Source organism: Nocardia sp. NPDC051756 (genome assembly GCF_040681495.1).
Taxonomy (GTDB): Bacteria; Actinomycetota; Actinomycetes; order Mycobacteriales; family Mycobacteriaceae; genus Nocardia.
In genome coordinates, this window is the sequence record NZ_JBFAYV010000001.1 from 235,562 (window position 1) to 256,377 (window position 20,816).

Below are 20,816 nucleotides of genomic sequence, written 5' to 3' on the forward strand. Positions count from 1 at the left end.
TCCCTTCGAGCGAACAATCCGAGAGGAGTTAACCACCCTCACCCACTACCCCGCACCCTCCGAATCTGCCACCTCGGGCCGGGACCGGGAAACCTCACCGCAGAACCACCGACTGACTCTTCGCCGAATCGACCGGATCGGTTTTGACGTGCACGACGCCGCCGCGGTCGTTCGGGTCGAACCACCAGCCGTTGGGCGCGCGGTTGAGGTCGTCACGACTGGCCCGCTGGGTCAACGGACCCGCGGCGGTCTGTACGGCTTTCGGCGCCGTCGCGGTGTGCACGGTGAGCTCGTAGCGGCGAGCGGCCGGTTTGCCCGGATACGACCCCGAACCGGCGCCGATACTCACTTCGATCGCACCGGCTTCGGGCGAGCGCACGGCGAAACTCTGCGAGGCTTGCTCGCCGCGCTGATAGCCCCGGGTCACCCCGTCGTCCTCGACCAGCGTGAAGTTGCCCGCGGCCTGCGGGTAGACGTCCAGGTTCAGCACGCTCTGGTCGCGGGTCCGCCAGGACTGGGTGCCCTCGGCCCACATCGGCACCACCGCGCCCGCCCGCACGAACAGCGGAAGCGTGTCCAGCGGAGCGTTGTAGCCGTTCACCGTGGTCGGCCCGGTCCAGGTGCGGCCGCTCCAGTAGTCGATCCAGGTACCTTCGGGCAGGTAGATGCCGTCCCGTTTTTCGGCGTCGGTATAGACCGGCGCGACGAGAAAGTCCTTCCCGGAAAGGAATTCGTAGCGGGCCTGCTCGCCCCACGTCGCCTTGTCGTGCGGGTACTCCAGCGCGAGCGGCCGAACCTGGCCCACCCCGGTGCGATTCGCCTCGACCGAGTACGAATAGGTGTAGGGCAGCAGTCTCTCCTTGAGCTGCAAGTACTTCCGGTTGATCGAGGTGTAGGGCTCGCCGTAGCGCCACGGCTGCTTGTCGTTGGGCGCCCAGCCGTCCATCGACATGATGGTGGGCAGGAACGCCTTCCACTGCAAGTCGCGCGTGTAGGTCCGGGGACTGCCGCCGAAGATGCCGTCGACGTCACCGGTGTTGTAGGCGATGCCGGACATCGTCGAGCCCGCGTAGGTGGGAATCTGCCAGCGGATGTAGTCGTAGGTGCCGGATTGGTCCCCGCTCCACAGCACCGAGCAGCGTTGCGCGCCGGCCCAGCTCACCGGCGTCCAGACGAAACCTCGTGCGTCGCTGTTCTCTTCGATGCCGCGGTGCGCGCTGTCGCACGCGTCCAAGGCGAACTGATAGCCGGGACCCACCCAGGCCACGTCCAGCTTGCGCACGCGCACACCGGCTTTGACCTCCTCGGCCTGATTCGGCAGCCCGTTCTCCGTCCACAGCCCGAGCTGCATGTTGTTCTTGCGCAGCCCCTCGCCGACCTGCGGCAGATTCTCGTAACCGCAGCCGTAGCCGTCGTTCACCAGCATCCAGCCGTTGGGCATCTGATTGCGCACGTACCCGTCGGCGATGCCGACCGCGTCGAGAGTGTGGCGCTCGCCCCGGTTGGCGTTGTGCAGATAGCAATCGGAGTCGCCCATTTCGAGGCCGTAGATCGGCGGCAGGAACGGCCTGCCGACCAGCGCGGTGTACGCGGAGATCACCCCCTTGGGGCCGTCGCCGACGACGTAGATCGCGTCGAAGCGGCGTTCCTCATGGGTGGTGCGGGCCGGATCGGTGAAGGCGTAGTTGCCCGGCGCGAAGGTGTTGCGCAGCACGCCGTATCCGTTGCTGGACAGGTAGAACGGCTGGGAGTTCGGCGCGCCGCCGTCGTTCCAGTTGTCGTCGGCGAAGATCTTGATCGTCTGATCGCGGTGGCTGAATCGCCCGTTCTGCTCGCCGCCGCCGAAGAACTGCTCGTCCTTGCCCCGGCCGAGGCTCTGTGTGGTCGCGTTCTTGGTCCAGGACAGCGGCGCCGATTCGGCCCAGATCTGCCGCCGGTTGGTGCCGTCGTAGAGGGCGAAGCGCAGGGGAGACTTGTAGGCGCGCAGGGTGAGATCGGTGGTGGTGACGGCCCAGTAGTCGCCCTTGTCCGTCTTCTTCGTCTTCGCGGGCGGGACCTTGGTCGGCAGGACGATCTTGTCGCGGGCCGGGTCGGTGAATTTGCCGTCCGGTGCCAGCTGCACCCGCACCGCGCCCGCGGTGGGGAAGTTGACCCGGACCGTGGCCGAGCCGGAGTACAGGGTGGTGGTCGTACCGTCGTCGACGATGCGACCGAGATTGCCGAGTCGGCCGTTGTCCGCGTCGGCCCAGGCGTCGGGCGTGGCCACCAGGCTGCCGGCGACCACCAGCAGACCTAGCGTGATATGCGTGATCCTGCGCATTCAGAAACCCTTTCACGCGTGAACGAGCATGGATGATCTAGGACCAAGTAGAACCACACCTGGCCGGTCATCTCGACTGGCGCGCAACTGGGGACCGGTCTACCTGCGGCGGCAGCCCGGAATCTGTTGTACGAGAACCCGACTCGCTACTCGAACAGCACGCAGGTGGCCGCCGGTGCGTCGAGCACCGCCGACGACGCGGCGGGCAGTCCGGTGCGGGGATCGAGGTCGAGCAAGGCCACCGAATTCGACTTCTGGTTGGCCGCGTACAGGTGCCTGCCGTCGGGGCTCAGAGTCAGGTCGCGGGGGAACTTTCCGCCACAGGGGGTGGTGCCCATCGGCATCAGCATCGCGCCGAGCACCGCGAAGGTCGCGACATTGTCGTGGCCGCGGTTGGCGAGGTAGAGGAATCGGCCGTCCTTGGCGACCACCGGCGCGGACGGGTAATTCCGGTCGCCGCCGGTGTTCGGGTCCGCGGGCACCGACTGCCCGGCCCGCAGTTCGCCGCGATCGGGCCGCCAATCCAGCACGGTCACCGTGGAATTCAGCTCGTTGGCGAGAAATGCGGTGCGGCCGTTGGGATGGAAGGTCAGGTGTCGTGGTCCGCTGCCCGGCGCCAGCGCGACCCGTGCGTGCTGTTTCAGCTTGTCGCCGGCCAGCCGATAGACGTAGATCGCGTCGACGCCCAGGTCCACCGCCAGCACCCAGCGGCCGGACGGATCGATGGAGACCTGATGCGCGTGCGGTCCGGTCTGACGGTCCGGATCCGGTCCGCGGCCGGTGTGCTTGGCCACGTCGACCACCCGGCCGAACCGCCCGTTGTCCGCCACGGCGAGCATGCTGACGCTGCCCGACGTGTAATTCGCGGTCAGCACATAACGGCCGTCCGGGGTGACGCACAGGTGAGTCGGGGCATCGCCTTGTACTGCAACGGTATTCAGTACGGTCGGGCGCGGTCCCTGGAGGTCAAGCGCGGTGGCCGTGCCCGCCCCCGAGCCTTCGTTCACCGCGTACAGGTAGCGCCGGTCGGGAGACAACGCCAGGAACGACGGATCAGCAACGGACACAGTGCTTTCCACGACCAGCTGGCCAGTGCCGGGGTTGACGGTGGCGACGCTGATGCCGGAACCGCCTGCGCCACTGGAGGTATAGGAACCGAGAAACGCGCGAGTACCACCCGCCGCGCTCGCTGTCGCGGGCTGCACCGCTCCGGCCGTGACCGCGACACCGACGCCTACCGCGCCGCCCAGTATCCCGAGGAACCCTCGCCGTCCGAGCTCACTATTGCGCACCGATTTCTCCTTCCGCCCCGCGGCAGATCTCTCCGCGGTCGGGTCAGAATGTCGCACGCATCTGAGAATTTCCTTGGCGCAGATCCCCAGTGGGACTGGGGAGATCGGAAAACCTGCCGGTCTGCCACCGACATTCGGGTCGAATGGCCTTCGGCGGCAGAACTTCCCCAGTTGAGTGTCTGGACGCGACGGGCATCCGAGGGGAATCTGGTGGCTGCCAACATCCACTGACCTGGCATCTGAGCTCAGGTGCTGGTCGGTGCAATACCGTTACCAGACAGGCGGTTTGAGTCATGTCCACTCTTCTCAGCGTTATGGATACCGTGCACTACATTGCCGCGAGCACCGGGTCCAGTGATTCCGGGTCCAGCGACGCCGGCGATTCCCTCAGTGGCGGCGGATCATCGACCGGATCGCTCGGCACCGGACTGGATTTGGCCAAGGTGGCCCTCAAACTGCTCAGCCTGTTGGTCGGCCATTTGTCCTGACCTTGGAACGCGATATTCAGCGCGGCGCATTTCGGTTGCCGCGCTGAATATGCGTGCGCATCGTATCGGTAATTTCGCGCGTAGTGAGGTTCAGATGTCAGTTACGCATTCGTCCAATCGCTACGTGGTGGCGACGATGGTGGCGCTCGGGATGGCCGTAGCCTCCGCAACCGTCGCGGCCCCGGCCGTCGTGCACGCGGCGCCCGCCGACTGCGCGGACACCTTCAACCTGTTCATTCCCGGCACCTGGGAGACCAACGAAAAGGCCGACCCCGCACAGCCCATCGGCATGCTCCGGCCGATCGCCGAGGCCATCCAGCGCCAGCACGGCCCGAGCTCCGACATCTACTTCACGCCGTACATGGCCCGCGCCTTCGACAACGGCTACACCTATGCCGACAGCAAGAACACCGCGCTGGTCAACGCGCGCAAGGCGCTGCGTGACTACGACAACCGCTGTCCCGCAGCGAAATTCACCATCACCGGCTACAGCCAGGGCGCGGACGCCGCGGGTGACGTCGCCTCCGAGATCGGCAACGACCGCGGGCCGGTGCCCGCCGAGCGGGTCATCGCCGTCGGACTCATCGCCGATCCGGCCGCGGGCACCAAGGGTGAGACCGCGGTCGGCCCGCACACCGTGGGCTCGGGGATCGCCGATCCGCGCCCGCAGGGCATGGGCAAGCTCACCGGGCGGGTCAGCTCGATCTGCGATCCCGGCGACCTGTACTGCTCGATCAAGAAGGGCGACAACCCGTTACTCGGGAAGCTCGGCTCGCTGCTGAGCAAGGTGCTCAGCAATTCCACCCTGGCCAAGACCCTGACCGCGAACGTCGCGAAGGCCGATCTCCCTGGCATGGCCGGGGCCGTCGACGAGCTGTCCACCAGCCTCACCGCGCCCGGCGGCATCAATCTGGTCCGGGTTCGCGATTCCGCCGCGAAGCTGGAGAGCAATCTCAAAACCCTAGCCGGGATGCAAGATTCCGACACGGCCGCTCGGCTCGCCGAGGCCCCCGCCGGATCGGCGGAGAACAATGCGGGACAGGTGCTGATCAAGGCGGGGGAGTCCGACCTGACCGGAGCCGCCACGGCGGTCAGCACGATCACCGACACCGCGACCAACCTGTTGAACCGAGGCGTGCGCACCCTCCAGGTGAACTCCCCGGACGCGACCACGCTGACCATCAAGGTCGAGGCCCTCGTCGATCAGATCGCGCCGCTGGCCGATCTGCCCGCGGCGATCCTCGGCTCGGCGACGAAGATCCTCGCGATGTTGAAGCCCACCATGCTGGTCGATCAGACCCTGGATGTCGTCGCCAATGTCACCGCGCTCGACTTCGGCGCGATCATGGCGAACCTCGCGCTGCTGCCGCAGAAGGTGGCGGCAATGGACGCCCAGGGCGCCCATCAGGTCGCGGGTGCGTTGAACAACCAGTTCAAACCGCTGGTCGACCTGGTCGCGAGCGCCGACCTGAAATCGGTCGCGCAGGTGCTCGCCACCGTGCCGAACTCGCAGGGCTACGTCCAGATCGCCGCGTCCATGACCTCGATCCTGGCCAATGTCGATGTCATCCGGATGGCCACCCTCGTCGGCCAGATCCAGGAGATCGCCTGGTCGGTGCTGGAGAAGCTGGTCCCGCCGCCTGGCCAGGCGCCTGATCCGGCCGGCGCGGCCGCCGTGCTGTCCGGCCTGCTACCGGTAGGCCTCGAGCTGGGCACCGTTGCCGCCGGCCTGCTCACCAGCAAGACCAACCAGCACCTCGACCTGGATGAGCTGAGCGACGCCCTGGCCAAAACCGCACCCCCCAAAGTGGGCATCAATCTCGTCGCCCTGATCCGCGACGGCCTCAGCGCCGCAACGTTTTTCTCCTCCAACGCCCACATCAACTACGGCGCTCTCGTCGTAGACGATTCCGGCCGCAACGCCATCCAGTGGCTGGGCGACTGGATGAACGGCCAAATCGGGCAGGCCAATTGAATCCGGCGTTAGGGTCGGGTATGCGGATTGCTGCGGCGCAGGCACGGCCTGCCTGGCTCGACCCCACGGCCGGGACGAAGATTGTTGTCGACTATTTGACTCAGGCCGCGGCGGCGGGGGTGGAGCTCGTCGCCTTTCCGGAGACGTTTCTGTCCGGCTATCCGATCTGGTTGGCGCGGACCGGCGGGGCGCGGTTCGACAATCCGCTTCAAAAGGCCGCTTACGCTTATTATTTGGATGCAGCGGTCACGCTCGATGGTCCGCATATCGCCACGGTGCGGGAGGCGGTCGCCGATCTCGGGGTGTTCTGCTATCTCGGCATCACCGAGCGGGTTCGCGGCACCGTGTACTGCACGTTGGTCGCCATTGATCCGGTGCGCGGCGTGGTGAGTGCGCATCGCAAGTTGATGCCGACGCACGAGGAACGGATGGTCTGGGGGATCGGGGACGGGAATGGGCTGCGGGCGCATGACGTCGGCGAGTTCCGCGTCGGTGGTCTGTCCTGCTGGGAGAACTGGATGCCCCAGGCGCGGCATGCGTTGTATGCCGATGGCGCGACGCTGCACGTCTCCACCTGGCCGGGGTCGGTCCGAAACACCAGGGACATAACCCGTTTCGTGGCCATGGAAGGTCGGGTGTACTCCCTTGCGGTCGGCGCTGTTCTGGATTACGAAGACGTGCCCACCGACTTTCCGCTCCGGGACGAACTGCTTGCCGTCGGTAAGCCCGCGGGTTATGACGGTGGCTCGGCCCTCGCGGGCCCCAATGGTGATTGGTTGATCGAACCGGTGGTCGGTGAGGAGCGACTTGTGATCGCCGATATCGAGCCGGGTGAAGTGGCAAGGGAGCGGCAGAATTTCGATCCGACGGGTCATTACGCACGTCCGGATGTGTTCACGGTGACCGTGGATCGTCGGCGCCGGAGCGCCGCGAATTTCGTGGAGGATTGATCGGCTGAACACCGGCGGTACATCGGAAGAACTGTAGCGAGAGTTGGGTCTTGTTGCGGAGCAGTCGATTTATAATTACTTCCGTGTGGAAATATCTGCTATGTCTGCTCATCACTCTGACGGCAATCACCGCACCCACTCCGGCCTTTGCGGCGGATGCTTCGGTCGAGGCGCGCGGCACGGTCTTCAACGATAAGAACGGCAACGGAATTCGCGACCGCGACGAGCCGGGACTGGCGGGCATATCCGTCACCGACGGCGCGGTCTGGGCGAAGACCGGCAACGACGGCGGCTACCGCTTGCGGATAGATCCGCGTCGCCGGGAAACCGATCTGGTACAGGTCGTCTCGCCGGACGGATACACCCCGGCCTTGCGCGAGGACTCGGTCCCGCGATACTTCCGGGCGCTGGCGGAGGGCACGTCCCGGCAGGACGACATCGACTTCGCCATGGTCCCCGACAAACACGCGGCCGATCCGCGCGAGGCGTGGCTGATGTTGTCCGACACCGAGACCGACAACCGCAGCGACGCTTCCGCGGCGGCCACCCGGGCCCAATGGACCGGCCAGGTCGAGGCGATGGCCAGGAACCGGGAGGCCACCGTCGCCATCGCGACCGGCGACATCACGGTCACCGATTACACCGCGCCCGAACGCCGTCAGGGCAGCTACGACATCCTGCGCGCCGGTTTGACCAAAGGCCGCTTCGGCCGCCCGTTCTACCCGGTGATGGGCAACCACGACGCGGGCGGCACCGGGACCGCGTCCGGGTACTCCGCGAGCATGGAGCTCTACCGGCGGAACATGGGTCCCGAGTGGTACAGCCTCGACCGCAACGGCCGCCACATCGTGGTGCTGGAGGACAACTACGACACCACCGGCCTGGCACCGCAATTGCAATGGCTGCGTGAGGATTTGCGCCGCCATGCGACCGGGAAGCAGGTGTTCGTCTTCGCCCATCGGTCGCTGTTCACCAAATGGGGCGCGGGACAGGCCATTCAGCCGACCATCGATGAACTCGCGCGCTACGACGTGCGTATGTTCGCCGCGGGCCACAATCAGCAGAGCGAGTTCCGCCGCGGCGCGTTCCCGCGCTCGGTGGAGGTGAACAACATGGGCGCCACCTACGGAATCGACGGCGCGCGAACGGGATACAAGATCCTGGACTTCGCCGGCATCACCGACGACCGGGCGACGCCGGCGAACGAGGACACCGGCTACGTCTCCGGCGTGCACCGGCAGTTCTTCGTCCGCGACCGGACGGCGCTGGTGAGCCCCGCACCCGAGAGCGCCCATCGCTCCGGTGCGTCGATCCCGGTCGACCTGTATGTCGAGGACGCAGGCCGGACCCCGGCGAGTGCTCAGGTGCTGGTGCGCGACGAGCGCGGCGGCGAGGTGTGGCGCGGGGATCTGCGCTTCGGCAGCACAGACGCCGCGCCCGGCTGGGTGAACTGCTACACACCGCCTGGCGGGCGAACCGAGGCGTGCCCACCCGTGCGCGCCAATGCGGCGACCGCGCACGGCAGCATTCTGTTCCTGCAACCGGGGACCTACCGAGTAGAGGCGATCGCGACCGACACCGCAGGCGGGAAGTGGCCCGCGTTGCAGAGCACCTTCCGTGTGTTGCCGGTCGGCCCGCCGCCGGCCGCCGGCGCGGACTGGCCGCGCCAAGGCGGGGCCGAATCGGGTGGCTCCACCGCGGTATCCGATCCGGGCGCGGTGCTGGACCAGCGGTGGTCGGCCAACACCGGCGAGCACTTCGCGCTCAACGGCGCAGCGGTGGTGGGCGACCTCGTGATCGTGGCGTCGCAGGCGTTTGCCTCGCCGTACAACCAGGTGCTGGCCTATCACCGTGATACCGGTAAGGAGGTGTGGCGGACCTATCTGGACGGTGACGCCGAGTCGTTCCCGACCGTGCAGGACGGGCGGGTGTACCTCACGACCGGCGTCGGGCGGGTGTACGCGCTCAACTCGCGCACCGGTGCGGTGGACTGGCAGACCATCGATGATGAGCACCGCACCGGCGAGACGGTGCGCCGCTACGGCCGGGCGGGCGGCCCGGTCAGCGTCTTCGACCTGCCCGATCAGCATCGCGCGGTCGCGGTCTATCAGGCTTACGACCAGATTGTTTGTCGCGACGCCGGAACCGGAGCCCGGCTGGGCGGCGGCTTCTCCGCACCCGCCGGCTGGGGTGAGTTCCACAGCGCCGCCGTGCGCGGGACCGATGCGAAAACTGCCTACCTGCACTCAGGTTCGAGTCAGTCCCTGATCGCGATGGACCTGACCGCCTGCACCAGCCGATACTCCGTCGACACCGCGGGCGGATTGTTCAGCCACTCGTCGCCCGCGCTCACCGACGGTGGCCGACAGCTGGTCACCATGACCGGTGGTGGTCTGAGCGGTCATGATCCGCGCGACGGCCGCGCGCTGTGGCATGCCGAAATCCCCGGCAGCGCTTGCGAACCCGGTCCTCCTCCGGTGACCAGCCCGGCCGTTCGCGGGCAATTGGTCTATGTCGCAGCCATAGATGGCAAAGTCCGCGCATTCGACACGGCGGCGAGCAACCCGGCAGAACCCTTGTGGGCGGCCGAGATCGGCTATCTGCCGGGCACCGGGCCGCTCGACGATCCCGCAAGGGTGGCAGCCGGCTGCACGGCCGCACCGAACGCTCCCGCGATGCACGCGCTGACCACCGAGACCGTCGTATACGTCGGCACTTGGGACGGGCGATTGGTGGTACTCGATCGACGCACGGGAAAGCAGTTGAACCAGTACGACTTCGGCGGCGCGGTCGCCTCGGCCATGTCGGTGACCGGCGACTGGCTGTTCGTCCTCACCACCGACGGCACTGTGCACGCACTGGCTCGCCGGTGAGAACCTGTGTCCTAGTGCTGAGTCCAGTCCGGTTGCGTGAAGTGGGCTACTCGGGCGGCCGCATGATCGCGTCCGAGTAGTACGACCGCGCGGAACTGCCAGAGCAGCGCACCGGTGGGGGCATGGATGGTCATGCCCTCGCCGAGGCGCATCTGAAGCAGGCCAACGCTTTCCGGCACGGATGCCGCCTGGTTACGGAGTTCGGGTTGCTGCACCGCCTCGTGCGGTGCGACCCAGTGCGGGACATCGTCGGCGGCCAGCCGGGCGAGCGGCACCAGATGCGCGGAGTGCACCTCGTCGGGGCTCGGCTTCAGCTCGGCGGTATCGGGGAGCGCTGCCACGAACGGGGTGATCACGAAACCCGATGCCGCGGGGAAATCGTCGAACCTGCCGAGGAGGTCGCCGGGCGCGGCGGTCAGGCCGAGTTCCTCGTGCAGTTCGCGTAATACGGCCTGCTCCGCGGTCTCACCCTCGTCCAGCCTGCCGCCGGGCAAGCCCCACTGGCCGGCATTGCGTCCACGGTAGGCCCGCCGGATGACGACCACCGACGGCGTGCCGTCGTCCGCCGCGACGACGCACAGCAGCACCGCGGCCCGGCGAAGGCCCGGTGCGTCCGGGACTTCGGTATGCGGGAATTCGCGCAACCGAGTGCGCGCGAGGCCGCGGAATTCGTCCACGGTCTCGGGTACCAGCGGTCCGGTGGCAGAGCTCATGCCCTCGATCTTGCCGCACGCGCCGACCGCTACATCTTGGCGTATCGGGCCATGACGAAGCTGTAGAGACCGTAGGTGATGATGCCCAGGCCGGCTACTACGAGCAGGATCACGCCATACGGTTGCGCACCAAGGGTTTTCAACGCGCCATCCAGTCCGGCGGCCTTGCCCGGCTCGGCCTTGCCCACCGCGAGGATCACCAGCAACCCGATGGCGGCGACCGCGAGCCCCTTCGCGATATATCCGGTCGTGCCCAGTCGGCGGACGAGGTCGCTGGTATTGCCCTCGAGGTCCTTGACGAACTTCCGGCTGATGCCCTTATAAACGTGATATCCGCCGACGCCGATGATGACCAGCCCTGCCACGACCAGGACGACCTTGCCCGCGGTGTTCTGCATCAACCGCCCGGTGATCCCGGCACTCTGTTCGCCACTCGATTTCCCGGACCCACGGGCGAACCCGAACGCGGACAACGCGAAGGAAAAGTAGATCACCGCCAGCGCGAACGCCTTCACCCGGTGAAACGCCTCCGACTTCTTGCTGTCCTTCTCCGGCTTGGACGCGCTCCCGAACGCCGCCTCCGCCAGCCGCCACAACCCCATCAGCGCAAACGCCACCACGCCCACCCACATGAGCACGATTCCGCCCGGCTTACTCGCCAATTCCCCCAGCGCCCCCGACTGATCGGCATTACCGCCCGACCCGCCCAGCGCGATCCGGATAGCGATATACCCGACGAACAGATGCACGATCCCGGTCATCACGAACCCGCCCCGGGCAAACCACTCGAACACCTCGTGCTGCGCAATCCGCTCGGCGGTGGACGAGTTCCCACCCCCGCCCCCCTGACCACGAGACCGATTCGTCCCAGTCGACAACCCACTCATGACGCCCTCATCTCCGTCGAACCGAACGTCCGGCAGATACCCGCCGAGCCCCGTTCGAAACACCACCCACCCGACTGGGCCCGGCGGCGCGGGCCCGCTGAGCGGTGCCTGTCCTGTGGTCGAGCGGCTCCTGCCTTTCCGTGGAATTGCGCGGAATGCGAATACTTACAGCTTATTTATGTGGTGGTTCTCACCGATGTTGTCGAATGATGGTTACGGTAGATTAGCTAACAAATACCTGTATTCAGTGGGAGCTAGGGCTTTCCAATCCGGCGGGGAGACAACCTGAGTCGGATGCGTTGGGTGGAATCCGTTGATTGGGCGTATTGCCCGAAGTATTGCGATACCGACTGGGTCGGTTTGGCCGCGGACTACGTGATCGAGCGCGCGGCCTGGTGCACAGGAGTGTTCATGGCAACCATCACTCGGGGGCTTCGCGCCGATCGGGACGACATCGCTGGTAATGGTGGGGTCTCGGCGGTGGGGCCGGTGTATGTCAATCTCACGGACAAGGCGTTCTTGCGACTGCATCACGGGTATGGGATGCCGGTTGTCACGCAGACGTTGACGGTGCTCGGTCGTCGACCGGGCGACGATCAGTTGGCTGAGATGCATGCGCTGTTGAAATCCGGGCCGTTGGCACGGCGGGTGCGCCGCTCGGTGGTGCCATTCGCTCGTGCGCGGTGGGTGCCTGCCGATGACGCGCTTCCGCTGGATGTCGCGCCCGAGCCGATCGATGCGGCCGACGCGTTGACCTGGGCGAACGAGCAGGCGCAGTATCGGCTCGACCCGGATGGGGGATTCGGGTGGCGATTGTCCGCGGTGCCGACGCATTCCGGTGGAATGGTGGTCTGCTTGACCAAGTCGCACGCCGTCGCCGACGGTCACGCGGGGTTGATGGCCGAGGCAGGTTTGGTCGATCCGGCACTTGCTACGAACGCAGGCCTCGACGCGGAGATAGGCATGTGGGAGGAACTGTCCGACGGCTATCGCCGCGGCATCGACATTGCGCGCCAAGCGTTTACGGAAATGCGGCGAGCCGCTCGCGACCCATTGCATCGCGCCGCCGTCCGCACGGCCTTGTTCTCCCGCCCGCCGGAGCCCATGCCCGACCCCAAGGGTTGGCATGAGCAGTCGGCAGTCGTCACCTTCGATGCGGCGCAATGGAAGTCGGCGGCCGAGCGCGACGGCGGCACCACCAACACGCTGTACCTCGCACTCACCGCGGACCTCCTACGCCGCTGCCCGCTCATCGACAACATCCCGCCGGTACTGACCCCCGCCGTCCGCATCCTCCGCGAACGCGACCAGCCGGATTCGAACTCCTTCACCAGGGTGCCGATCGTGGTGCAGCGCGAATGGCTGGACGCCCACGACCTGGTCGCCCTGCGCGCGGTGAGCAAGGCGGCGTTCGCGGCGGTGGCCACGGTCGGCTCCGGCGTCCTCTCCCAACCGCGCCAGATGCCACCCGATCTGCTCGACGTGCTGCCCGACGGGGTGGTCCACCGACTCCTGGAAACGGTCCCGATCACCGTCGGAATGTGTTCCAACATGGGCGTTCTGGACTCGTTCATCGCCCCGCAACTCGCCAGGTTCGAGCCGTCGCTGCACCTGAAGCGCGCCGTGGTCCAGGGCATCGACGTCCCACGTACCGCCCGGCAACCGGTCGCACTGGCGACGTGGCTGTCGGAATCCGGCGGCAAAATACACTGGGCGTTGGAGAGCCTCAAACCCGAGATGTCGCACACCGCAGCGGAACTGGCCGACCTGGCGAAGAAGGTCGCCAGGTCATGGGGCCTGCACCCGCTGCACATCTACACCGGGGATACGACCCTTACTGGAACAGCTTGAGCAGGTTGACGATCAGCCGATCGAGCCCATAGGCGAAGGGCGCGGCCACCCACAACCAGGCGAAGATCAGCAGCGGAATCCGCTGCGGCGGAGCCGTTTCGGCGCTGTCGAGTTCGGTCATGCCGGATTTCCCTCCGTGACGGCGGCTTCCGCCGGAACCTTCCGGTGATATTTCGAATCGACCGGGCGAATCAGCTCATTGGCGACGAAGCCGATGCACAGCAACGTGATCATGATGGCGAACGAGGCCCCGTACAGCTCGGGCCCGGTCTTCCCGTGCCGCGCACCGGAATCGGCGATGGCATTGACGATCAACGGTCCCGCGACCCCCGCCGCCGACCACGCCGTGAGCAGCCGGCCGTGGATCGCCCCCACCTGATAGGTGCCGAACAAATCCTTCAGATACGCCGGAACCGTGGCGAATCCACCGCCGTAGAACGACAGGATCACCATCGCGCCCAGAATGAACAGCGGCTTGTTGGTCTGCCCGACCGACCACACCATGGCGTAGGCGAGCGCGCCGACACCCAGGTAGATCCGGTACATGTTCTTGCGGCCGATCACATCCGACAGCGACGACCAGCCGATCCGCCCGGCCATGTTCGCCGCGGACAGCACCGCGACGAAGCCCGCCGCCGCGGCCGCCGTCACCGGTGTCGAGGTCTGCTTGAAGAAGTCGATCACCATCGGCGCCGCCTTCTCCAGGATGCCGATGCCCGCGGTCACGTTGAAGCACAACACAATCCACAGCAGCCAGAACTGCGGCGTGCGGATCGCGTCGTTGGCGGCGACATCGTGTTCGCTGATCAGCTTCGCGGTATTCGCCTTCGGCACCCAGCCCGCGGGCCGCCAACCCGGCGGCGGCACCCGCACGAGCAGCACGCCGACCGACATGAACACCGCGTAGACCAAGCCCATGACCAGGAACGTCTCGGCGATGCCGACATTGTCCTTGCCGAAGGTGGTGAGCAACTGGGTCGTCCACGGCGACGCGATCAACGCGCCACCGCCGAAGCCCATGATCGCGAAACCCGTTGCCATGCCCGGCCGGTCGGGGAACCAGCGGATCAGGGTGGACACGGGGGAGATGTAACCGATCCCGAGCCCGATCCCACCGACGAACCCGTAGCCGAACACGATGAGCCAGTAGGCATTCGCGTACGCGCCGACCGCCGAGATCAGCAGCCCCGACGAGAAACACACCAGCGAGACGGTCATCGCCCAGCGCGGTCCGCGCCGCTCGACCAGCGTCCCGCCGAAGGCCGCCGACAGTCCGAGCATGACGATGGCGATCTGGAAGGGCAGCGCGCTGCCGGTCCCTGAGACGTCCATCGCCTTTTCCAGCGGCGGCTTGAACACGCTCCACGCGTAGGCCTGCCCGATGGCGAGATGAATGGACAGCGCGGCGGGCGGAACCAGCCAGCGGCTCCAGCCCGGCGGCGCGATCACGCGGGCATATCCGGTGGTACCGGCGTTGGTAACTGCGGTCATGCGGCTATCTCCACTCTCGCTGTGTGGCGATCATAGGGCGCACGACCCGGTTCTGTGGCAACAACTTTCACTCGCTACCGCCGGACCGAAATCGGTGCCCAACAATCCGCCCGTTACCAGCGGAAACCGCGCCCGCCCCGCGGTCGAGGCGGGGCGAGCGCGGTCCGCTGAGCGGATCAGGCGCCGGCGGTCACCGGGTAGTGGTCGGACAGGTTGGTGTAGGTGTAGTCCTTGCCCTGGCTGGTGACCGTCCAGGCGGCACAGGTCTCCTCGAGCACCCGGTTCTGCCAGCTCGCGGGCTTGGCGTGACCCTTACGGTGCAGGACGTAGTCGAGGTCCTCGCGCGGGTCGTTCGGGTAACGGAAGTTGGCGATCGAGTTCTCCTTGGTGTCGAAGGAGAACGGGTGCCCGGTGCGGGCGGTCGCGGGTTCGAGGCGGGCATCGGCCAGCATCGAACCGTATTCGGCACTGTGCGAGTCGACGTTCAGGTCGCCGGCCAGCAGCACCTGCTCGTTCGCCGGAATGCGCTTCGCGGTCAGGAAGGCGTCGATCTCCTTGAACTGCAACGACCGATCGCGCGCGGCCTCACCGGCACTACAGCCCGGGTCGGTCGACTGGCTGTGCGTGCCGACCACGTGCACCTTGCTGCCGTTGACCGAGAGCACCACATAGGCGATCCCCTTGTTGGCCCACCAGTCGGCCCCGCACGCGTCGGCGAAGATGAACTGCTCCTTGCGGATGATCGGCCACTTGCTGAGGATGGTGACCCCGCCGTCCTCCGGCGTCGCGGCGCTGTACTTGCCGCCGGTGGCGTCCCAGCCGTCCTTCGAGCGGCCGACGACGGGCGTCTGATTCGGGTACTCCGCCTTGGCTTTCGCTTTCAGCGCGTCGGAGGCCTCGTTGTCGAACATCTCTTGCAGCACGACGACGTCGTTGCCCTTGAAGAAGTCGGTCTTCGGGATCTCCGCGGCCCGATGGTCCTGTCCCCAGTTGGGATACAGGTTCTTGCTCATCAGAAAAGTGTTGTAGGTCAGCACCTTCAGCTCGGGGGTCGAGGCGGGTGCTGCGGAGGCCTGCGGGGCACCCACCATGAGGGTGGTGGCGAGTGCGGCGATGATGCTGAGCCGGGTGGGCTTGGGTAGCGGCATGGCACTTCCTCGAATCTCATAGATTCCGGATATGACAGAAGTGATAGGACCAGACGTCGATGACGGATTCATGACGTGTGGATGCACTGAGCGGCACAACAAGTTTGACTGAATTTATTGTGTGCGGAACTGGGGAATATCAGCGTTGACGGACGTGGGTAAAGGCCGGTAAGGCGGTGCCGTTCGCCGGATCGACGGTGTAGGCGTCGAGCGTGACCGTGTTGCGGCGGATCTTCGCGATCATGAAGCCGAGGCTCGAAAAGTCCTGCCAGAAGGCCGGATTGGTGACCAAGGACGAGCCGCCGTTCGGCTTGGCGGACGCGCCGCAGACGATCTGCTGAGTGCCCCGGGCCGTTCCGGCGGTATCGAGGATCTGCAAGGTGTGATCGTGACCGGAAAGAATGTAATCCGCTCTGCCGCAGACGACTTCCTCGAACAATTCCTGCAAATGCCGCCCGCTCATATAGTCACCGATGGTGACTCCGTCGTAAGCGCCTGCGTTGCCGTGCTTTCCGTTGTTGCGATACGGATGATGGGTCAGCACGATCTTCCACGTCGCACGGGAAGCGGTCAGCGCGCGATCCAGCCACAGGCGCTGCTGGCGCATGTAGGGCCCGTCCCACCTGTAGTGGGGATCGGTCTGCAACACCGTCGAGGAGACGGGAACGGTGTCCAGCGCGAAGAATTCGACCAGCGGCGCACCCGCGGCCGGCAGCGCCACCTGGTAGTACCGCGCCGGCATGTACCAGCGCCGAGAGCGCTGATGGTAGGCGACCTCGTGATCGCCCTTGCTCGGATTCCCGCCGCTGCCGGGAAAGGTCCCGCTGCAATCGTGATTGCCGAGCACCATCAACCACGGCACGTCGATGCCCGCGTTGGGTTGCTCGAACTTGGTCGCGAACTCGTCGTCGTCCGCGCTCTCCGCACCGTCCTCGTAGATGTTGTCGCCGAGCCCGACCGCCAGCGACACCCCCTCGGCCTGGCAGATCCGCTTCGCCGCGGTCGCCACCGCGCGCTGCCCCGCCTCGCCGGTGCCCGCGTCACCGGTGATCAGCACAGTGAGGTCCGGCCCGGTCGGCAGCGGAAACTTGCTGTCCGCGCCCGCCATGCCCGGCAGCGCCAGGCTCCCCGCCAACACGCTCGCGCCGACCAGTAGTCCGCGCCTGGAAATACAGAGCTGGTGATGTCGTTCGCCCACTTGCCGTCCCCTGTCTCCGGTGGATTGAAGTGACAACGTTTAACTGGACCGGACGAACTGCGCGCGATAAACCTGGGACGAATCCCCCTCTTTCGGGCAAACAGGAGGTTGCGGACAGCGGTCGCGCCCGCACGCCTGGCGCAACCCGGGGGCGAGATGCTTCGATCAGGACATGACGGACAACATCGAGTCTTCGCGCACCGTGACCGCGAGCCGCGAGATCGCGGCCGGCGCGGAACACGTCTTCGAGCTGATCGCCGACCCGGCCCGGCAGCCGCTCTGGGACGGCAACGAGAATCTGGCGAAAGCCGCGGCGGGGCAACGGGTTCGCGCGGTCGGCGACGTATTCGTCATGACGCTGACCATCGGCGCGGACCGGGACAACCACGTGGTCGAGTTCGACGAGGGCAGGCGCATCGCCTGGCGGCCGTCCGAGCCCGGCCAGCAACCGCCCGGGCACCTGTGGCGCTGGGAACTCGAGCCCATCGATGAGACGCACACCCGGGTCACCCACACCTACGACTGGACGCAGCTGACCGACGAGAAGCGTCTCGTCCGGGCCCGCGCCACCACGTCCGAAAAGCTGCGAGCATCGGTCGACCGGTTGGCCGAACTCGCCGAAGGTCAGTGAATTCGCCTGCGCGACATCTCGGGCGACGCGGACTGTCGGTGGTCCCGGCTACCGTGATCGTGTTGTCAGCACCGGTTAGGCCAGTAGAGGAGACCCATCATGACAGTGCTGTCGGACCGACCCAACACCGCGTTGCTGGTGATCGACGTGCAGAACGGGGTGGTGGGCGAGGCGTACCAGCGCGACGCTGTCGTCGCCACCATCGGCGGACTCGTCGACAAGGCGCGTGAACGCGGCGTTCCGGTCGTCTGGGTGCAGCACAACTCCGAGGAGCTGGTGCGGGGGAGCGACAGTTGGGCCTATGTCCCGGAGCTGGTCCGCCTGGAGTCGGAACCGCTGGTGCAGAAGATGTTCGGCGACTCCTTCGAGGACACCGACCTGGAGGAGGTGCTGGCGAAGGCGGGCATCGGCCGGTTGGTCGTCACCGGCGCCGAGACCGATGCCTGCGTCCGGTCCACGATCCACGGCGCGTTCGCGCGCGGCTACGACGTCACCCTCGTCGGTGACGCGCACACCACCTTCGACAAGAGCGAATGGGGCGCGCCGCCGCCCGAGCAGGTCATCGCGCACACCAATCTCTACTGGCGCTTCCAGACGGCGCCCGGCCGCACCGCGGGCGTCGAGCAGGCCGAGGACGTGACGTTCGGCGGCTGAGTTCGGTTACCGGACACCGGGCGAGGGCGGGCTCGAACAGCGCGGGGTGCTTGGGGTACCGCCTCGGTCGGCCGGGTGTGCCGTGAGATAGCTGGTGCGCCAAAGGAATTCGTCACTACGACGATTGCGACAATCCAGCGGTGCGACCCGGGTTCCGGATATCCTCGGTGCATGGGTACCTCGGTGGCAGACCCGCATCCGCCCGTGGCCGTGTTCCGAGGACTGGCGGACGGGGGAACCGTCCCGAAGCTGAACCCGCAGATCCGATCCGAAGCACAGCGAACCGCGCTGACCCTGGCTGAAATACCGACGCACGCCGGTCCGAGCGAGCGCACCGCCGCACTCCAGCGCGCCGCGATCGCGGCAGGCGCGCTGGTCGACGCGCTGTCGGCAGAAGCGGGCCCGATCATCGGTGCGGACCTGCCCGCGGATTCGGTGAGCCAGTCGTTCTTTCGGGTCCGCGAGGTCGATCTGTCCGATCAGCAGGCGGCCCTGCACGGACTCCTGGTCGTCTATCGCGGTTTGCGGGATCTCTGCCGAGCCCCGCTGTCCGGCGCGGATCTGGCGGTGGAGGTCGCGGGCATGCGGCAGGCCGCCCTCGACCTCACCGGGGCCACGGACTCCGACGCGCCTTCCGACGAAACGTTACCCAGTTCGACAGCGGCGGAAGAGTTTTCGCAAGAGCGCGAATGGACCGCCCGCTGGCTCGTCGGGCACCAAGTCCACGTCCTGTTCAACATCTGCGCGGCCGTCGCGGTGACCGACGCCGCGCAGCACCTGCGTGACGGCGCGACCGGCACCGCATTGACTCGCCTCGAACACGCGACCACTTATGTGCGTGGTTTCCCCGCCGCGATGACCCACGCCAGCACCATCCCGGTGGAGTACTACATGGCCTCGGTCCGCCCGACCATGCAACCGCCGGACGTGTCGATCCCGTTGAGCGGACGACAACACCGCGGCTACAAGACCTTTCGCGGCGCGATGAAGGACCTGCTCGGTGTGCTGCCGGACACCTTCGCCGAATTGCACGCCCGCGACCCGGAACTCGCCGACGCCAGGGACGCGCTGCTGGAAGCCGACCTGGTGGACAGCGAACGTCATGTCACGCTGGCCTATTCGATGGTGCGGTTGCGCCGCTCCATCGCGCAGTTGCCCAGCGGCCCCGACAATGCCGTCGGCGAACTCCGGCTGATGCGGCACCGGCGGGCCGCCCAATATGCCCCGCTGATCCGCTTCGGCGATCACTATCTCGCCGATGCCATCTCGACCCGGCGGCATCGCTGATCGATCGAGAGTTGTTCGCCGCCTTCACCTTCCGATCCAGGAGCGCGCGTTGCCGTACGAGATCGCCGAGACCACCGTCGACTTGGAGCTGAACTCGGCCGACACGACCGAGATCGACCAGCTGGCGCGCACACTCTGTGGAAGTCCGCACGATCAGGTGAACGACCCCGAATGGGTCGCTCGCGCAAGGCATTCCTGGGACGCGCTGCCACTTCCGCTGCGTCGCGGGGTCCGCGAATTCCGGCGGCACTCCGGACCGCGCGGCACGCTGGTGATCAAGGGCCTCCCGGTCGACGAGGCGAGACTGCCCGCGACGCCCTCCACCCCGGATTCGGTGCAGCGCGTCGCGACCGTTTCCGCGGCCGTCCTGACCATGCTGGCGTGCGGTCTCGGCGATCCCGCCGCGTACCTGGCGGAGAAGGCCGGCGCCCTCGTGCAGGATGTCGTGCCGGTGCGCGGCAAGGAGACCTTCTCCGGCAACGCCGGTTCGGTCCTGCTGACCTTCCACAACGAGAACGCCTTCCACCAGCACGAACCCGACTACGTGTTGCTGCTCTGCCTGCGCGCCGACCACGACCGGGTGGCCTGCCTGCGCACCGCCTGCCTGCGGGAAGTGTTGCCGCTGCTGTCCGCCGCGAGCCGCGAAACGTTGTTCGCGCCGGAATTCATCACCGCGCCGCCGCCGTCCTTTCCGTCCGACGGCGAGGCCCGCGCGCCCAAACCCTTGCTGTCCGGCGCGGTCGAAGACCCCGACATCCGGATGGCCACCATCGCGACCACACCGCTGACCCCACGGGCCGAAGCCGCCCTGACCGAGTTCGGCCAGGCCTGCAACACGGTCGCCCAGATCACCCGACTCGCCCCCGGCGACCTGGTCATCGTGGACAATCGGGTCACCGTCCACGGCCGCACGGCGTTCCATCCCCGCTACGACGGCGCGGACCGCTGGGTGCAACGCACGTTCGCCGTGGCCGACCTGCGCCGTTCCCGCGACCACCGACCGGATGACGGTTACGTCATCGCCCGCTGATCACCAATGACCAGTGACCCGACGTCAG

At 66.8% G+C, this 20,816-nt stretch carries 17 protein-coding genes; 9 read left to right on the top strand and 8 right to left on the bottom strand.

Annotated elements, in window-relative coordinates:
* Positions 1 to 94: 94 nt before the first annotated feature.
* Positions 95 to 2,320: a TIM-barrel domain-containing protein gene (locus tag AB0M22_RS01170; protein ID WP_364719453.1), complete on the bottom strand. Its 2,226-nt coding sequence runs from the start codon at positions 2,318 to 2,320 to the stop codon at positions 95 to 97.
* A gap of 146 nt (positions 2,321 to 2,466) precedes the next feature.
* Positions 2,467 to 3,612 carry a lactonase family protein gene (locus tag AB0M22_RS01175; RefSeq protein WP_364719455.1) on the bottom strand — a complete coding sequence of 382 codons (1,146 nt, stop codon included), beginning with the start codon at positions 3,610 to 3,612 and terminating at the stop codon, positions 2,467 to 2,469.
* Positions 3,613 to 3,905: 293 nt separating this feature from the next.
* Between AB0M22_RS01175 and AB0M22_RS01180 the strand changes: the two genes are divergently transcribed.
* The 4 genes from AB0M22_RS01180 to AB0M22_RS01195 all read left to right on the top strand — a co-directional run bounded on the left by AB0M22_RS01180 (position 3,906) and on the right by AB0M22_RS01195 (position 9,898).
* A complete protein-coding gene (locus tag AB0M22_RS01180; RefSeq protein WP_364719457.1) occupies positions 3,906 to 4,100 on the top strand; it encodes a hypothetical protein in 195 nt (64 codons plus the stop codon).
* 94 nt (positions 4,101 to 4,194) lie between these two features.
* Positions 4,195 to 6,075 carry a cutinase family protein gene (locus AB0M22_RS01185; RefSeq protein ID WP_364719459.1) on the top strand — a complete coding sequence of 627 codons (1,881 nt, stop codon included), beginning with the start codon at positions 4,195 to 4,197 and terminating at the stop codon, positions 6,073 to 6,075.
* Positions 6,030 to 7,025 (top strand): carbon-nitrogen hydrolase family protein, encoded by a 996-nt coding sequence (locus tag AB0M22_RS01190; protein WP_364719461.1) that lies wholly within the window; start codon positions 6,030 to 6,032, stop codon positions 7,023 to 7,025. Before AB0M22_RS01185 ends, AB0M22_RS01190 begins: the two co-directional genes overlap by 46 nt.
* A gap of 83 nt (positions 7,026 to 7,108) precedes the next feature.
* Entirely contained in the window at positions 7,109 to 9,898 is a 2,790-nt protein-coding gene (locus tag AB0M22_RS01195; protein ID WP_364719463.1) for a PQQ-binding-like beta-propeller repeat protein, read from the top strand.
* Between the two features lie 11 nt (positions 9,899 to 9,909).
* Here AB0M22_RS01195 and AB0M22_RS01200 read toward each other — a convergent pair whose 3' ends face one another.
* Positions 9,910 to 10,611 carry a CoA pyrophosphatase gene (locus AB0M22_RS01200; protein ID WP_364719466.1) on the bottom strand — a complete coding sequence of 234 codons (702 nt, stop codon included), beginning with the start codon at positions 10,609 to 10,611 and terminating at the stop codon, positions 9,910 to 9,912.
* A 29-nt stretch (positions 10,612 to 10,640) separates the two neighbouring features.
* Positions 10,641 to 11,498 (bottom strand): DUF1206 domain-containing protein, encoded by an 858-nt coding sequence (locus AB0M22_RS01205; RefSeq protein WP_364719468.1) that lies wholly within the window; start codon positions 11,496 to 11,498, stop codon positions 10,641 to 10,643.
* A 411-nt stretch (positions 11,499 to 11,909) separates the two neighbouring features.
* Here AB0M22_RS01205 and AB0M22_RS01210 point away from each other — a divergent pair, with 411 nt between their 5' ends.
* On the top strand, positions 11,910 to 13,349 hold the full coding sequence (locus AB0M22_RS01210; protein ID WP_364719471.1) for a hypothetical protein: 1,440 nt from the start codon (positions 11,910 to 11,912) through the stop codon (positions 13,347 to 13,349).
* On the opposite strand, the gene AB0M22_RS01215 is transcribed toward AB0M22_RS01210, so the two are convergent.
* The 4 genes from AB0M22_RS01215 to AB0M22_RS01230 form a co-directional block, all read right to left on the bottom strand.
* Positions 13,333 to 13,470 (bottom strand): hypothetical protein, encoded by a 138-nt coding sequence (locus AB0M22_RS01215; RefSeq protein ID WP_364719474.1) that lies wholly within the window; start codon positions 13,468 to 13,470, stop codon positions 13,333 to 13,335. The genes AB0M22_RS01210 and AB0M22_RS01215 overlap by 17 nt on opposite strands.
* Complete coding sequence (locus tag AB0M22_RS01220) at positions 13,467 to 14,840, bottom strand: OFA family MFS transporter (protein WP_364719477.1); 1,374 nt, start codon at positions 14,838 to 14,840, stop codon at positions 13,467 to 13,469. The genes AB0M22_RS01215 and AB0M22_RS01220 overlap by 4 nt, the downstream gene beginning before the upstream one ends.
* A 176-nt stretch (positions 14,841 to 15,016) precedes the next feature.
* The gene (gene sph / locus AB0M22_RS01225; protein WP_364719479.1) at positions 15,017 to 15,988 is read right to left on the bottom strand and encodes a sphingomyelin phosphodiesterase; all 972 of its coding nucleotides are present in this window, start codon (positions 15,986 to 15,988) and stop codon (positions 15,017 to 15,019) included.
* A 139-nt stretch (positions 15,989 to 16,127) separates the two neighbouring features.
* Positions 16,128 to 17,186, bottom strand: a complete 1,059-nt coding sequence (locus AB0M22_RS01230; RefSeq protein ID WP_364719482.1) for a metallophosphoesterase — start codon at positions 17,184 to 17,186, stop codon at positions 16,128 to 16,130.
* A 172-nt stretch (positions 17,187 to 17,358) separates the two neighbouring features.
* Between AB0M22_RS01230 and AB0M22_RS01235 the strand changes: the two genes are divergently transcribed.
* The 4 genes from AB0M22_RS01235 to AB0M22_RS01250 all read left to right on the top strand — a co-directional run bounded on the left by AB0M22_RS01235 (position 17,359) and on the right by AB0M22_RS01250 (position 20,788).
* Complete coding sequence (locus tag AB0M22_RS01235) at positions 17,359 to 17,817, top strand: SRPBCC family protein (RefSeq protein WP_364719485.1); 459 nt, start codon at positions 17,359 to 17,361, stop codon at positions 17,815 to 17,817.
* Positions 17,818 to 17,916: 99 nt separating this feature from the next.
* A complete protein-coding gene (locus tag AB0M22_RS01240) occupies positions 17,917 to 18,471 on the top strand; it encodes a cysteine hydrolase family protein (RefSeq protein ID WP_364719486.1) in 555 nt (184 codons plus the stop codon).
* Between the two features lie 171 nt (positions 18,472 to 18,642).
* On the top strand, positions 18,643 to 19,758 hold the full coding sequence (locus tag AB0M22_RS01245; protein WP_364719489.1) for a hypothetical protein: 1,116 nt from the start codon (positions 18,643 to 18,645) through the stop codon (positions 19,756 to 19,758).
* Between the two features lie 49 nt (positions 19,759 to 19,807).
* Positions 19,808 to 20,788 (top strand): TauD/TfdA family dioxygenase, encoded by a 981-nt coding sequence (locus tag AB0M22_RS01250; RefSeq protein ID WP_364719492.1) that lies wholly within the window; start codon positions 19,808 to 19,810, stop codon positions 20,786 to 20,788.
* Positions 20,789 to 20,816: the final 28 nt, after the last annotated feature.

Bases quoted from the DNA above. Each gene is read 5' to 3' on its own strand.
- AB0M22_RS01245 (WP_364719489.1), top strand. From the start codon at position 18,643: ATGGGTACCTCGGTGGCAGACCCGCATCCGCCCGTGGCCGTGTTCCGA.
- sph (WP_364719479.1), bottom strand. From the start codon at position 15,988: ATGCCGCTACCCAAGCCCACCCGGCTCAGCATCATCGCCGCACTCGCC.
- AB0M22_RS01180 (WP_364719457.1), top strand. From the start codon at position 3,906: ATGTCCACTCTTCTCAGCGTTATGGATACCGTGCACTACATTGCCGCG.
- AB0M22_RS01185 (WP_364719459.1), top strand. From the start codon at position 4,195: ATGTCAGTTACGCATTCGTCCAATCGCTACGTGGTGGCGACGATGGTG.
- AB0M22_RS01200 (WP_364719466.1), bottom strand. From the start codon at position 10,611: ATGAGCTCTGCCACCGGACCGCTGGTACCCGAGACCGTGGACGAATTC.
- AB0M22_RS01235 (WP_364719485.1), top strand. From the start codon at position 17,359: ATGACGGACAACATCGAGTCTTCGCGCACCGTGACCGCGAGCCGCGAG.
- AB0M22_RS01240 (WP_364719486.1), top strand. From the start codon at position 17,917: ATGACAGTGCTGTCGGACCGACCCAACACCGCGTTGCTGGTGATCGAC.
- AB0M22_RS01170 (WP_364719453.1), bottom strand. From the start codon at position 2,320: ATGCGCAGGATCACGCATATCACGCTAGGTCTGCTGGTGGTCGCCGGC.
- AB0M22_RS01210 (WP_364719471.1), top strand. From the start codon at position 11,910: ATGGCAACCATCACTCGGGGGCTTCGCGCCGATCGGGACGACATCGCT.
- AB0M22_RS01205 (WP_364719468.1), bottom strand. From the start codon at position 11,498: ATGAGTGGGTTGTCGACTGGGACGAATCGGTCTCGTGGTCAGGGGGGC.
- AB0M22_RS01220 (WP_364719477.1), bottom strand. From the start codon at position 14,840: ATGACCGCAGTTACCAACGCCGGTACCACCGGATATGCCCGCGTGATC.
- AB0M22_RS01215 (WP_364719474.1), bottom strand. From the start codon at position 13,470: ATGACCGAACTCGACAGCGCCGAAACGGCTCCGCCGCAGCGGATTCCG.